7 protein-coding genes and 1 tRNA gene are annotated in these 14,157 nt (G+C 64.6%); all 8 read left to right on the forward strand.

The window, feature by feature from the left end; all coding sequences use genetic code 11:
* The first annotated feature begins 1 nt into the window (after window position 1).
* The 8 genes from ABFD92_05125 (at window position 2) to ABFD92_05160 (ending at window position 14,135) form a co-directional block, all read left to right on the forward strand.
* Entirely contained in the window at window positions 2-988 is a 987-nt protein-coding gene (locus ABFD92_05125; GenBank protein ID MEN6503899.1) for an exosortase/archaeosortase family protein, read from the forward strand.
* Window positions 985-1,884: a hypothetical protein gene (locus tag ABFD92_05130; protein MEN6503900.1), complete on the forward strand. Its 900-nt coding sequence runs from the start codon at window positions 985-987 to the stop codon at window positions 1,882-1,884. Before ABFD92_05125 ends, ABFD92_05130 begins: the two co-directional genes overlap by 4 nt.
* Before the next feature lie 14 nt (window positions 1,885-1,898).
* A complete protein-coding gene (locus ABFD92_05135) occupies window positions 1,899-6,473 on the forward strand; it encodes a tetratricopeptide repeat protein (GenBank protein MEN6503901.1) in 4,575 nt (1,524 codons plus the stop codon).
* 2 nt (window positions 6,474-6,475) lie between these two features.
* On the forward strand, window positions 6,476-8,752 hold the full coding sequence (locus ABFD92_05140) for a polysaccharide biosynthesis tyrosine autokinase (GenBank protein ID MEN6503902.1): 2,277 nt from the start codon (window positions 6,476-6,478) through the stop codon (window positions 8,750-8,752).
* A gap of 300 nt (window positions 8,753-9,052) precedes the next feature.
* Window positions 9,053-9,124 (forward strand) — tRNA-Thr (locus ABFD92_05145).
* A gap of 17 nt (window positions 9,125-9,141) precedes the next feature.
* The gene (locus tag ABFD92_05150) at window positions 9,142-10,440 is read left to right on the forward strand and encodes a hypothetical protein (GenBank protein ID MEN6503903.1); all 1,299 of its coding nucleotides are present in this window, start codon (window positions 9,142-9,144) and stop codon (window positions 10,438-10,440) included.
* Between the two features lie 30 nt (window positions 10,441-10,470).
* Window positions 10,471-12,369 (forward strand): tetraether lipid synthase Tes, encoded by a 1,899-nt coding sequence (tes, locus tag ABFD92_05155; protein ID MEN6503904.1) that lies wholly within the window; start codon window positions 10,471-10,473, stop codon window positions 12,367-12,369.
* Window positions 12,366-14,135: a radical SAM protein gene (locus ABFD92_05160; protein ID MEN6503905.1), complete on the forward strand. Its 1,770-nt coding sequence runs from the start codon at window positions 12,366-12,368 to the stop codon at window positions 14,133-14,135. Before tes ends, ABFD92_05160 begins: the two co-directional genes overlap by 4 nt.
* Window positions 14,136-14,157 lie beyond the last annotated feature (22 nt).

The following is a 14,157-nucleotide window of genomic DNA, read 5'->3' on the forward strand; positions in this document are numbered from 1 at the left end:
AATGACGCAGACATCGGACCCGACGCCCCAGGGTGCGGCAGGCGCGAGCCTCGCTGATCTGGTGGAGGATGCTTCTTCGGAGGCGTCGTCCGCCGTGTCGTCGTTTGCGTCAGGCGTCTGGGCCAAGATCATCCTGGGCGCGGGCCTGCTGGTGGCGATCAACCTCAAGCAGTTTCCCGAGTTGTTCTACAAGTGGCGCATCGACCCGAACTGGTCGCACGGGTTCATCATCCCTCTGTTCAGCGTATTCCTTCTCTACAGCCGCTGGGGCGAGATCGTCTCGGCCGAGCGAAAAGCCTGCCTGTGGGGCCTGCCGGCTTTGCTGCTGGCGGCGGTGGTCTCCCTGGCTGGATACAACTACGCCAATCCCTGGGCCGTCCAGACGGGCATGTTGTTGATGGGCTGCGCGCTGGTGTGGTACGTCGCGGGCACCGCCATGCTCCGCCTGACGTGGCTGCCGATCCTGTACCTGTTCTTCGCCCTGCCCATTCCCAACGCGTATTACGGGAGCGTGGCGCTGCATATGCAGAACATCGCCGCCGCGGCGTCGGCGACGGTGCTGCAATGGCTCGGGGTAGACATCGTCTCCAATCAAAGCAATCTGAACATCGTCAGCCTTTCCGGCGTGGCGTACCCGCTGACGGTGGCCGAAGCCTGCAGCGGCATGCGCCTGCTGATGGCGTTCGTGGCTTTGGGCGTGGCCATGGCGTACCTGACGGACCGCCCGCTATGGCAGCGGATCGTCCTGGTGCTGGCGGCGGTCCCGATCGCCATTGCCAGCAACATCATCCGCGTGGTGATCACGTGCCTGATGCACGTCATCGACAAGCCTGAGATGGGCAAGGGCTTCATGCACGACTTCACGGGCATGCTGATGCTGATTCCGGCGATGCTCATGCTCTGGGGGCTGGGATGGCTGTTGCGGCACTTGTTCATCGACGTGCCCGACGACGACTCGGACGACCAGCCCCAGGGAGGAGTCGCTTGACCTCCAACCGCACAACTCAGGCAGGCGCGCCGGCGGGGATCTGGCGGTGGTGTTCGGCGAACCGTCACTTCAGCGTGGCGGTGGCGGTGCTGGCGTTGACGTGGGTCGCGACGGCGGCCGTGGGGTGGATCGTGAAAATGCCCGTGGTCTGGCCCAAGGGCGTGGAGGTGGATCCTTCCTTCCGCCTGACGAGCCTGCCGGACACATTTGGTTCCTACGTGAAGGTTACCGAGGACGGGGTGCTTTCGCCGCAGGGTAAGAAAGACGGCAATCCCGACGGCGAACTGGTGTTTTCGGAAAAGGACCTCGAGGCGCTGGGGTACGGCAACGCCTTGGACGAGCAGCGCTACCCCCAGCGCTGCAGCGGTTGGTACGTCTCGCGCATTTACGAGAACAAGAGCGCCTCGCCGCAGGATCCCTACCGGTACTGGCGGCTGGACGTGTGCTACTACACCGGATCGCGCGACCAGGTTCCGCACGTGGCGGAGATTTGCCTCCAGGCCGGCGGGGCCAGCGTGGACACGCAGGGCAAGGCTACGTTCGATTTTCCGCATCTGCCCCAGCCCTGGCAGAAGGACGTCGAGATCAACCGGGTGCAGTACAGCGGTCTGCGCGGCAGCGGGGTGGACTACTATCTCTTCTCGTGCAACGGAAAACCGCAGACCGACCGCCTGGTCGTGCGAGCGGAGATGTCGTACCCGTGGGTGCGTCATAATTACTTCGCGAAGATTCAGTTTTCGCCGTTGGGCGCTACGGCCAATGCGGCCGAGTCCGACGCCGCCGCGGCAGCCTTTCTGTCAGCGGCCATGCCGGAAGTGCTCAAACTGCTGCCCACGCCGCAAGACATCGATCGGATGGACCAGGCCTACACGCATCCGGACGCCCAGCGTCCATAGCAATCGGAAGAACCATGGCAAAGAAGAAGAAGATCAACAAGACGGTCGTGATTATCCTCGGAAGCATCATCGTGCTGGTGTTGGCCGGTCTGACGTGGCACTGGCGCGAGAAGATCATGAACCGCCTGTTTCCCAAGGACCCCGTAGCCGCCGAGAAGCGGGGCGACGAGTCCCTGGCCGCCGGGAAGTTCGGCCAGGCGATGGATGACTTCCGCGAGGCGTATGTCTGGTATCGCGATCCGTCGCAGACGGCGGAGCGCAACCGTGCGGGTATGAAGAAGGTCAAGGCGTGCTTCTACCGGTACAATCCCCAGATCGACACGGATCCCAGCGTCACCCAGACGCAGCGCCATGCGGCAGGAAGTGAAGGCTTTCAGACGCTGGTGAAGATGGTTCGCGATGACCCTCAGAACGTCGAAGCGCGAAAAATGCTTTGCACCATCTACTGGGGCCAGGCCCTCCAGGCCGTCAGGGACGGTAAAGGACCCGACTGGCAGTCGTTTCTGACCCACGCCGGCCTCCTGCTGCAGCAGACGCCCCAGGATCATGAAGTCTGGTTCCTGATGGGACGCGCGCACAGCCAGATGGCCGGCGACAAGCGTGACAAGGAAGAGATTCAGAAGGCCGTCGACGCCTATCGCAAGGCCTTGTCGATATTGAAAGACGAATCGTATTACCGCGAACTGGCCAAGTTCTACGAATGGGCGGGCGACAACGCCGCCGCTGAAGCGGTGTACAAAGAAGCCTTTGGCTCCGTGGAACCCGCCAATCGCATGCTTCTGCGAGTGGGATACGCCCAGTTCCTGCGGAACACCAATCGCAGCGATGACTGCCTTACGGAACTGCAGGTAACCGTCAAGGAAAACCCGCAGAAGGCAACAGCCTACATTGCCCTGGCCAACTTCTGGTTGGCCGAGGCCCAGAACAACCGCCGCGTGCCCGATCCGGCGCTTGTCGCCAAAGCCGTAACCGTCCTGCTGGAAGGGCTCAAAGCCAGTCAGGATGACCCGCAGCTCCATTCGGAACTGGCCAGGGTCTACATCGTGCAGCAGAAGCGCGACGAAGCCTGCGCCTTGCTGCGACAGGGCATCGCCAGGATTGACGCGGCGCTGGGGAAACTGCCGGCCAAACCGGCCGTCCCGGCCACGCAACCCTCGGCGGCGGAGCGAGAGCGGTATAGTCTTGAGAAAGCCCGTCCCGCCCTGGTGGCGATGCTGGGGATGGCGTTGATGGATCATGTCGAGTTCACTTCCGGCGACACGTCCGCGCAGTTGACCGAGGCGAAGAAATGCCTCAAAGAGATTGAAAACTCGGCCAAGCCTCAGGAGCGGGCCCGCCTGGCGGGGCGCATCGCCCTGATGGAAAACCGCCTCGCCGACGCGGCGGGGCTGCTCGAACAGGCCCACACGCTGTTCAAGGAAGACCCCGAGAACCGCGTCAAGGGCAGTCCCGACATGCGGACCGTCAACTCGCTGGTGCGGGTGTACATGATGCAGCAACTGCGGGGCAAGGCCGAATCGCTCGTCGACGAAGTGCTCAAGGCCGATCCCAACAACGTGCAGTGGTTGATCCAGAAAGCCAAGATCCAGATGGACACCAAGCGCCAGAAGGAGGCGCGGGTCTCGCTGGAGGGGGCCCTGCGGATCGACCCGGCCAACAGCGAGGCCAGGAATCTGCTTCAGGCGATCCTGGCCGGAAGCGAGGGGCGCGGGCTTCCCGCCTCGTTCGAGCCTTCCGATCGCGCTGTCGCTTATGTGCTCGAGAGGGTGCGAACGCTCAACGCCGACCAGAAACCGCTCGAGGCCCAGACGCTGCTGGAACAGCTCTATCAGAAAGCCCCCGCCAACCGCATGGTGCTGGCGAGGCTCTATGACGTCTACATGTTCAACCGCCAGAGCGACAAGGCCCGCCAGTTGCTGCAGAACGCCATCGCCGCCGATCCCAAGGACGAGTCGCTCAAGACCGCCCTCAGGTTGATCGACGCTCCCGTCTCCGAACGCTTCGCCTCGCAGATGGTGATGCTCGACAAGGTGACCGACGAATTCCAGAAGAACCTCGCCAAGGCCGACCTGAGCCAGAACGCCGGGAACAAGGCGGACTGGGAGAAGTATCTCAAGGCCGCCGATGCGGCCAAACCCGGCAGCGTCGAGGTGCTGGGACGGCAGTTCCAGGCCGCTACCGCCACCGGCGACTTGGCGGCGGCCGAGGGCATTGCCGCCAAGGCCAAGGCCTCCAACGCCGACGGGCTGAACGGTCTGCGTTTTCTGGGCGACCTGGCCCGCCTTCGCGACCAGTACGACCAGGCCATCAGTTGCTACGTCGACGCGCTGAAACTCCAGCCCAACAACCTGGTTCTGCGCGACTACCTGGGCCAGTGCTACCTGAAGACCAACCAGGTGGACAAAGGCTGGGCGGAATTCGACCGCTGCGTCAAGGACGATCCGGCCTTTGCCTCGGCGATCAAGTCGCTGGCGATGATCGCCCAGGCCCGCGGCAACATCGACGAGTTCAGCCGGCGGATCGAACGCCTGCACGAGTTGACTCCGGATGACCCCTACGTGCGCGAGAATTATCTGGGCGTTCTGGCGCGGTCCATCGACACCCGAAAAGATGCCCTGACCGAACTGATCTCCCGCCGCGAGCAGATCCTGCGCACGGCGCCCGACGACATGAAGAACATCCTGGGCCTGGCCGTTCTGTACGAGCAGGACAACCGCCTCCAGCGGGCCGAGGAACTCTACCGCAGAGTCTTCGACAACGCCACTCTCGACCGCCGCTATCGCACGGCGGTCCTGGGCGAGTTCCTCGTGCGCCAGAAACGCTATGGCGACGTCGACACGATCTATGCCGCACTCTTGAGCGAACAGATGCCCGCCGGCGAAAAGGTCAAGGCCTACCTGGACTATGGACGGCTTCTGGCCCAGCACAGCTTCGACCTGGCGGTCGCCGCCTATCAGAAGGCGCTGGATCTGGATCCCAACAACCCGCAGCCTTATCGGGAAATCGCCCAGGTGATGGCGATGCAGAAGAAACTGCCCAAGGCGGCCGAGTTCCTGGACCGTTCGCTGAAAGTCCAGGACGACGCAACCACCCGCTCGAACCTGGCGCAGATTTACATGGAAATGAAGGATTATCCTGCCGCGCTGGCCCAGGCCGACAAGATCATCGCCGCCAACGCCGACGCCACCGGCGGATACATGCTCAAGGGCGCTATCCTGGGCACGCAAGCCCAGTATGACCAAGCGGAGAAGATGTTCACCAAGGTCCTGTCCATGGAGCCCAACAATGCCCAGGCGCTGCTCAACAGGGCCCAGGTGATCCAGGCCCTGCCCGACGTCGGGCGGGCTAAACTGGACCTGGCCGAGGCGCAGCGCATGAATCGCGATCCTGCCCTGGGCATGCAGATCGCCCGCGTCTATGCCTCGATGGGCGACCAGGACGCCGCCATCGGCGCCTTGCTGGTGGTCAAGGACCAGCAGCCCCGCCATCGCGAGGCCATCGGTAGTCTGATCAACCTCTATGTCGCCAGAAAAGAACTGGAAAAGGCCCAGCGCCTGATCGACGAAGCCGTCGGCTATTACCCCAACGACGCGGCGATACGGTTGGAACGCGCCGCCCTTCTGAACATGAGAGGGCAGAAGGACCTGGCGATGGACGAGATCGTCAATGCTCTGAAACTCGCCCCCGATAACGATCGCGCCGTCGAGATGTACCTGGCCGCTCTGCTCAACGACAAGCGATACGACCAGGTGATCGAGGCCGCCAAGACCTATGCCGCTAAAGAATCCATGGCGCCGATGCTGGCGACCCTTACCGGAAGAGCCCTGGTGGGACTGAACCAGATCCCCCAGGCCGATGCCCAGTTCAAGCTGGCCTTGCAGAAGACCTCCGGAATACAGACCGCCGCGGTCGTGACGGAGATTTCGCGCGCCTACGGCAAGGACTCCATGGAGAAACTCATCGCCTGGCGAAGCCTGTGCCCCAAGAGTGCCGAATACCGCCTGCGCCTGGGCGAGTTGATGCAGGGACCCGGGCAGGATCCCCAAGGGGCTGTGGCGATCTTCCAGGAAGCCCTCGCGCTGACGGCGGACAAGTCACTGCAGGCCGAGCTGTGGTGCAAGATCGGCACCCTCTACCAGGTCTCGGAGAAGATCAAGAGCTCCGCCAAGGCCGCCGAGGCCTACGAGAAAGCCATCGCGGCCAATCCCAACCATCTCCAGTCGCTCAACAACCTGGCGTACATGAACTGCGAAGATCTCAAGGACTACGCCAAGGCCGAGGACTACGGCGCCCGCGCGTATCGCCTCGCGCCGGCGGACCCCAACATCCTGGACACCTACGGGTGGATCCTGTGCAACACGAAGAAGTATGCCCAGGCCGAACCGGTGCTGCGCAAAGCAGTAGAACTTGGCGCACGCAAAGCCGTCTTCCTGTATCATCTGGGGTGTCTCTATGAGCAGACCGGACAAGCGGCCCAGGCCCGCAGTCTCTTTGAAGAAGCCCAGAAAGTGGCCGCTCCGGGGGACGGGAAGACCCTCCAGCAGGAGATTGACGCCGCCGTGAAACGCACGGGCGGCGGAAGGAAGTAAACATGCCTCCAATCCAGATGCGCGATCGATATCCGCTGGCGCGACCGCTGGCTGACGTCCGGCACCGCGCTGCGCCCGCCGCGACCGGGGCGACTGCGCCCGCCGGCGGGCTGACCGGACGCGATTTCATGCGCATGCTCCGCAAACGCAAATGGTGGGTGATCATCTGCGTGGCGGTCTTCGGCTCGGGGGCGTTCACCGCCACGCTGCTGTGGCGCCAGTTCGCGCCGCAGTATCGCGTCAAAGCCGACCTCTACGTCAATCCCCTTCGCCAGCAAACCAACAGTTTCGTCCAGCCCAAGGGCGAGTTTACCTCCGACTCGGCCGGCACGGCCCGCCTGCAGCACGCCCGCATGATCGGAACGCCCGAGTTTCTCAGGGTGGCTTGCGACGCGCCCGAGGTCACCAAAACGCGATGGTACAAACGCAATAAGGCCAACGCCGTCGATCTGCTCGTCAGCGGGCTCTCGAACGACATGTATCAGGACGAAAACCGCCTGGGAATTTCCTTCACCAGCGTGGCCCCGTCTGACGAAGACCGCGGTGACCTGGCCGAAATCCTGCGAGCCATCGTCGAGGAATACGTCCGGACCATCAAGGAACGCGCCGCAAGGGACGTCACCGAGAGTATCGCATCCTTGAAAAAGCAAAAGGCCGGCCAGGAGGAGCAACTGGCCGATCTGCGACGCCGGGTGGGAATGCTCGGCCTGGCGGAGATGGGCACCATCGCCAACCTCATCCAGACCAAAGCCGCCAAGCTGGACACCATCAACCAGGTGAAGATCCAACTCGACCTGGAGCTTCAGGCCGCCCAGGGGCGGCTCAATGATCTAGACCAGAAAAAGGCTCAGGGAAAGCTTGCAGAAAGCCCGGAACTGGCCATTCTTGTGGAAGATGACCCGCAGATCCGGCAAATGCGCGACCGGGAAGCGATGGCGCAATTGAGCTTGGCCTCGTTGCAGGCCAGCTATGGTCCCAAAGACCACCGCGTGATCCAGGCCCAGGCCAACATCGCCACCCTGGCTGAACAGATGATCCGTCAGCGGGCCGCCGTGCTGGAGAGCAAGTATCTCAGCATGCGGCCTCGCTACGAGGGCGATGTCAATCGCATCACGGCTCAGAGACTTGCCCTGGCCAAACAGGAACAGCCGGTCAACACCGATATCCAGACCCTGCAGAAGAACCTCAAGGAACTGCAGGATCTCAAGACGCAGGAGAACATCAAGCAGGGCTACGTCCAGAAACTCGACGAGCAACTGCTGGTCTTGACGATCCGCGAGAAGGAACTCACCCCCGTCTGGATGAGCCAGGCGCCCACGCCGCCGGTTGTGACCGACATCGCCAAACCGCTATGGTCGATGATGATGGCCGGGGGCATCATCGCCGGGCTGGTGGTGGGCCTGGGCCTGGCGATGGCGCTGGAGTTTCTCGATAGCACCGTCAAAGGTCCCCGAGACCTCACGCGCCGGCTCGATCTGCCGGTGCTGGGGATTATCCCGCACGTGGAAGACCTCGAAGAGAGTTTCCGCGAAGTGGCGATGGCCTTCGCCGAACATCCCGATTCGATGGTCTGCGAAGCGCATCGACAGATCCGCACCACGCTGCAGTTCAGCAGCCCCGCCAATCAGCAACGCAGCATCCTGATCTCCAGCGCCATGCCTGGAGAGGGACGCACCACCCTGACGATGAACCTCGCCCACGCCATCGCCCGCGGCGGAAAACGCGTCCTGGTCGTCGACGCCAACTTCCGCCAGCCGGCTCTGCAGCGCCTCGTCCCGGCCTGCCCCGAGCGAGGGCTCAGCAACGCCTTGATCGGACAGATCGACTGGCGGTCGGCCGTGGCGGAACTCGAACCGAACTTCGACGTTCTGGGGGCAGGACCCCTGCCGCCCAATCCCGCCGAACTGCTCGGCAGCGAGCAGATGCTCTCGATCCTCACCGAGATGACCGACGCCTACGACCAGGTGCTCCTGGACGGCGCGCCGTGCGTGGTCGTCACCGACCCGGTAGCCCTGAGCACCCTCGTCGACGGCGTCATTATCGTCGTCCGCGCCGGCGCCAGCACCAGCGGGCTCGTCCAACGCGCCCGCGACCTGTTCACCCGCGTCGGGGCGCACCTGTTCGGCGTCGTGCTCAATGCCGTGCGCGCCGAGGCCGGAGGCTACCTGCGGCAGAACTACGACACGTTCTACGAGTACCGCTCCCAGGCCACCCTGCCCGCGCTGCCGCCGGGGGCGGCCGCTGCCTCCACAGGCTCTGGGCCCGACCCGGCGTCGTGACCTGCCACAGAGCACATAGAGTACTTCTTGATCCGGAGATCGAGTTAGCCGCTGAGGTCGCTGAGGTCGCAGAGGGAAGAAGTCGCTTTTCTTTCGGCCTCCTCAGCGTCCTCAGCGACATCTGCGGCTATGTACTGCAAGAGAGTTGAGCACACCCGGCCGAGCCTTAACTGGGCGGCGGTTTCCTTGACTGCATGATGGCTCTGACGGTACAGTAAGCCTCTCCCCGCGGAGGGTGCGGGATTTTTCGGATTGGCCTTGCCGGGCGACTATGATTTCAGGCAAGGCGGACGGACCAGCGCCAGCGTAGCTCAACGGTAGAGCACAGCTTTTGTAAAGCTGGGGTTGTGGGTTCGATTCCCTCCGCTGGCTTCAGGAGAGATGCGCCTATGATCGACACGCCGGCGCCGGCACCGACATTCAGCCTGCACAACCGCACGTTGTGGATTCCCCGCATGACGCACATCGGCGCGCGGATGGCCGCGGCGGCCTTTCGCTCGCAGGGCATCGACGCGCGAACCACCCCCGAGAGCGACGAACGCACGCTCGAACTGGGCGGCCTCCACACCAGCGGCGAAGAGTGCTACCCCCAGAAGATCACGCTGGGCAACTTCCTGCGCATCATCGAAGCGCCCGACTTCGACCCCGACCGCCACGCCTTCTTCATGCCCACCGCCGAAGGCCCGTGCCGCTTCGGCCAATACCGCGAGTACCTGCGGCAACTGCTGGACTCGATGGGGCACAAAGACGTTCCGGTGATCTCGCCCTCCAGCCGCAACGGCTATGAGGGCGTCAGCGCTCACGCCACCGACATGGTGCGCCTGATCTGGCGGTCGCTGGTCTGCGGCGACATCCTGCGCAAGATGCTGCTCAAGACCCGCCCCTACGAGACCATCGCCGGCGCCTGCGACGAAGTGTACCAGTGGAGCATCGAGCACATCGAGAGCGTCGTGGAAAAGCCCGGCGTTTCCGCCCGGGCGCGCCTGGGCCAGCTCGTCGAGGCCATGATGCACTGCCGCGACCGCTTCCGCGCCGTGGGCGTGCGCTACACGCAGGATCGCCCCCTCATCGGCGTGGTGGGGGAAATCTTCTGCCGGCTTAACACCTTCAGCAACTACGACGCCATCCGCCAGATCGAATCTCACGGCGGCGAGGCCTGGCTCAGCGACGTGGGCGAATGGGTCTGGTACACCAACTGGTCGCACAAGGCCCTGCTGCGGCGCGACGGCAAGACCGTGTCGCTGGAGATGCTGGGCGCCTTCATCAAGAACGCCATCCAGCGCCGCGACGAACAGTGCCTGCTGGCGCCGTTCAAAGAAGATTTCGAGGGCTACGAAGAACCCCACGATATCCACCACGAGGTGCTCGATCCGGCGTGGCCGTACCTGCCCGCCGACGGGGCCCTGGGCGAAATGGTGCTCTCCGTCGGCAAAGGCATCTACCTGTACGAGAAGGGCGCCGACGGCATCATCGACATCAGCCCCTTCACCTGCATGAACGGGATCGTCTCCGAAGCGGTGTATCATGACGTCGCGGCAGACCACGACGGCATCCCGATCCGAAATTTCTACTTCGACTCCTCCAGCAGCAACCTCGAACGCGATCTGGATATCTTTATCGAACTGGCGGTCAGCTATCAGAAGCGAAAGACCAAACGACGCCGTTTTCCGAAGTGTTTTTCCGTGTAACCGCAAGGGCCGGCGCAGGACAATCCGTACATGATCCGCCGTGCAGAACAGACCGCCTCAGAAACGCCCCCGCCTCATGGGGCCGGGGTCGGCCAGGATTGCGCCGCCCTGGCCGATCACCGCCGCCAGATTCGCCAGTACGCCCCGGCTGTGGCGCCGCTGCCTTACGCCACCGCCGCCACGTGCCCCACGTGCCATGACGTCGTACACGCGGTGTTCGACTGGGCCGACCCCGCCCGCCCGGGCGGACAGCTTGTGCTGACCTGGCACTGCCCCGCGTGCGGACAGGCCCGGGCGGTGCATCATGACACGCTCTGGTCGCAGCCCGAAAGCGACTTTCCCGGCTCCGCCAGCCACACCTTCAGCGGCTGGAAGGTGCCTCCCGTCCTGCGGCGCCTTCCGCGGACGGTGCAGAGCCTCTGCCCGACGTGCGCCGCCGCGGTCGTCGGGCGGTACTTTGTCCAGGACGGCGCGGTCTGGATCGAGAAGACCTGCCCCGAGCACGGCTACGTGCGAGACTGCATCAACTCCGACGCGCTGCTGTACTCCAAGGCCGCCTGGTGGACCTTCGCCGAGCACGGCGGGCAAGAGTTCCCCCACAAGACCGGCGCCAGCCAGTGCCCCAGCGACTGCGGCCTGTGCGACCACCACCTCTCCAGCCCGTGCCTGGCGCAGATCGACCTGACCAACCGCTGCAACATGCGCTGCCCGATCTGCTTCGCCAACGCCGGCGTGACGGGCGTCGTCTGTCAGCCGGACTACGACCAGGTCGTGCGCCAGCTCCAGGCCCTGCGCGACCTGAGGCCCTACCCGTGTACCGCCATCCAGTTCACCGGCGGCGAGCCGACGATCCACCCGGACTTCCTGCGCATCGTATCGACCGCCCGCGACATGGGCTTCTCGCACATCCAGATCGCCACCAACGCCATCAAGATGGCCGACCCCGACTTCGCCCGCGCCGCCCACGCGGCGGGCCTGCACACGCTCTACATGCAGTTTGACGGCGTCGGCGAAGATGCCCATCGCCACACGCGGAACTATCCGGGCATCTGGGCCAAGAAGCTCGCGGCCATCGAGAACTGCCGCCGCCTGGACATGAAGATCTGCCTGGTCCCGACGATCCTCAAGGGCGTCAACTCCGACCAGGTCGGCGAGATCTTCCGGTTCGCGGCCGCCAACACCGACGTCATCAGCGGGATCAGCTATCAGCCCGTGTCGTTCAGCGGACGCATCGACGAGCAGCAGCGCATGGCGCAGCGATACACGCTGGGCGACCTGGCGCACGACCTGGCCGAGGCCTCCGGCGCCAGCGCCCTGCGCGACATGTACCCGCTGAGCATCGTCGTTCCGCTGGCGGAGTTTCTCGAGGCGCTGACGGGCAAGCCCAAGATCCGCCCCAGTTCGCATCCCGACTGTGCGTTCGGGACGTACTTCCTGATCTCGCCCGAGGGTAAGCCCTATCCGTTCCCGCAGGTGATCAACGTCGAGGGCATGTTCACCGAGATGAACCTCATCGCCGGCCGCATCAAGGCCCGCGGGCGCGTGAGCTGGCTCGACCGCATTCGTATCGTGCGGATGTTCAAGCGGCACTTCAACCCCGCCGCCGCGCCGCCGGGCCTGACCGTCAAGCGGTTCATCCGCTCGCTGCAGGGCCTGGTTGACAAGAACCTCGGGCGCGGCGAGGGCGAAAAGCAGACCTACAAAACGCTGCTCTGCGCGGGCATGCATTTTCAGGACCGCTTCAACTTCGACGCCGAACGCGCCCGCCGCTGCGTCATCATCTATTCCACGCCGGCGGGGATGTTCCCCTTCTGCACCTACAACTGCGGACCGGAATATCGCACCATCGTCGAGCAGCAGCATGCGGCCGCTCGCTTGACGCCGCCGGCCCACGCCGCCCCCGCGCAAAGCGCCGCCGAAACCTCATGAGTGCTCCAGACCCCAAAGCCCGTGGCACAGCCTTTCCAGGCTGTGATTCTAAAAGCTCTGAATCCGACAACAGCCCCAGGCTGGAAAGCCTGGGCCACAAGTCGTACACCGCCGCCGGGCGGCACACCACGGCCGCGGCTATCGGCAAGGAATATCGTCACGAGTTCCCCGCCTCGGACAACCCTGACAAGCGCTGCACGCGCGGCGACGACGGCGGCCTGACCAGCGGCCAGTACGTCCGCTCGAGCCCGGTGCTGGCTGACGAGACCACGCCGGCGATGCTGCAGATCAACTACCGCCACCCGATCGAGCGATGGGTGGGTACGCGGCCGTTCCGCTGGCTGCTGCGGCGGTTGAGCATTGATGACTCCGCCGGAGCGACGGCGCTGGAGCGCGTGATTGCCTCGTACGGCGATCCGGCGGCCTCGCGCTGGACGAAGGTCAAGTACTGGCTGCTGCACAGGATCATCGACCGCTTCCGCGGCGCCACCGACATGGCCACGTTCCGCCAGAAGCTCGCCGGGCATCGCCCGACGCTGCGCGGGATTGTGATCGTCGCCCGCAGCGTGGGCAAGTTCGGCCTGACCGTGCCGCAGAAGTTCGTCGCGCCGCTCTTTGCCGTGTGGAACTTCACCAACCGCTGCAACCTCGCCTGCCGCCACTGCTACCAGGACTCCGATCACGCCGCCCTGGCCGACGAGCTGACGCTGGAGGAAAAGCTCGCCCTGGTCGACCAGATGGGCCGCGCCCACATGCCGATGCTCGCCCTGTCCGGCGGCGAGCCGACCATCAGTCCGCACGTCATCCCCGTGCTCGAGCGAGCCAAGAGCTATGGGATGCACCTGACGCTGGCCACCAACGGCACGACGATGACGCCGGCGATGGCGGGCAAGCTCGCCGCGGCCGGGCTGCGATATGTGGAAATCTCGCTGGACTCGACCGACCCGGCCCGCCACGACGCCTTCCGCGGGCAAAAGGGCATGTGGGAGAAGTCCGTCGCGGGCGCGCGGGTGGTGGTCGCCACGCCGGGGCTGCGGCTGGGAATTGCCATGTGCGTTCACCAGGGCAACTTCCACGAAGTGCGGGACATGATCGCCTTCGCCGAGAAGCTCGGGGCCGGATGCTTCGCCCACTTCAACTTCATCCCCGTCGGGCGCGGGCTGCGGATGGTCAGCGGCGACATCACGCCCGCCCAGCGCGAGGAGCTGCTGGCGATCCTCAACGAGAAGATGCAGGCCGGCGGCATGGGCGTGATCTCGACGGCCCCGCAGCTCGGCCGCGTGTGCCTGGCCGGGGCGGCGCTCGAGAGCGGCCGCGCCGCCTGCAGCCACGCCGGCAGCGGCAGCGGCGTCAAGGCGCGCGTGGTGGCCAAGTACCTCGGCGGCTGCGGGGCGGGGCGCACGTACATCTGCATCGAGCCCAACGGCAACGTGACGCCCTGCGTGTACCTGCCGCATCGCGTGATGGGCAACGTGCGCCAGGGGCCGCTGATGGAGATCTTCCGCACCAGCGAGTTCTGGGACATCCTCAACGACCGCGACCATCGCCTGCACCACTGCGAGGTCTGCGCCTTCCGCAACTACTGCGGCGGCTGCCGCGCCCGCTCCGACGCCTACTTCGGCCAACTCCACGGCGGCGACCCCGGATGCATCTTCAACGACAAGCACTGGCAGGCCCTGGTCGATTCCGGCATCGCCGTCTCCGCCGGCGCCGCCGATAAACCCGACGACATCAACCTCCCCCCGATGCGCCACGGCTTGGCATAATCCATAGCTCGTGGCTATCGTT

It is taken from the genome of Planctomycetaceae bacterium, from assembly GCA_039680605.1.
Classification (GTDB): domain Bacteria; phylum Planctomycetota; class Phycisphaerae; order SM23-33; family SM23-33; genus JAJFUU01.

Bases quoted from the DNA above. Each gene is read 5' to 3' on its own strand.
- ABFD92_05135 (MEN6503901.1), top strand. From the start codon at position 1,899: ATGGCAAAGAAGAAGAAGATCAACAAGACGGTCGTGATTATCCTCGGA.
- ABFD92_05160 (MEN6503905.1), top strand. From the start codon at position 12,366: ATGAGTGCTCCAGACCCCAAAGCCCGTGGCACAGCCTTTCCAGGCTGT.
- ABFD92_05125 (MEN6503899.1), top strand. From the start codon at position 2: ATGACGCAGACATCGGACCCGACGCCCCAGGGTGCGGCAGGCGCGAGC.
- ABFD92_05150 (MEN6503903.1), top strand. From the start codon at position 9,142: ATGATCGACACGCCGGCGCCGGCACCGACATTCAGCCTGCACAACCGC.
- tes (MEN6503904.1), top strand. From the start codon at position 10,471: ATGATCCGCCGTGCAGAACAGACCGCCTCAGAAACGCCCCCGCCTCAT.
- ABFD92_05140 (MEN6503902.1), top strand. From the start codon at position 6,476: ATGCCTCCAATCCAGATGCGCGATCGATATCCGCTGGCGCGACCGCTG.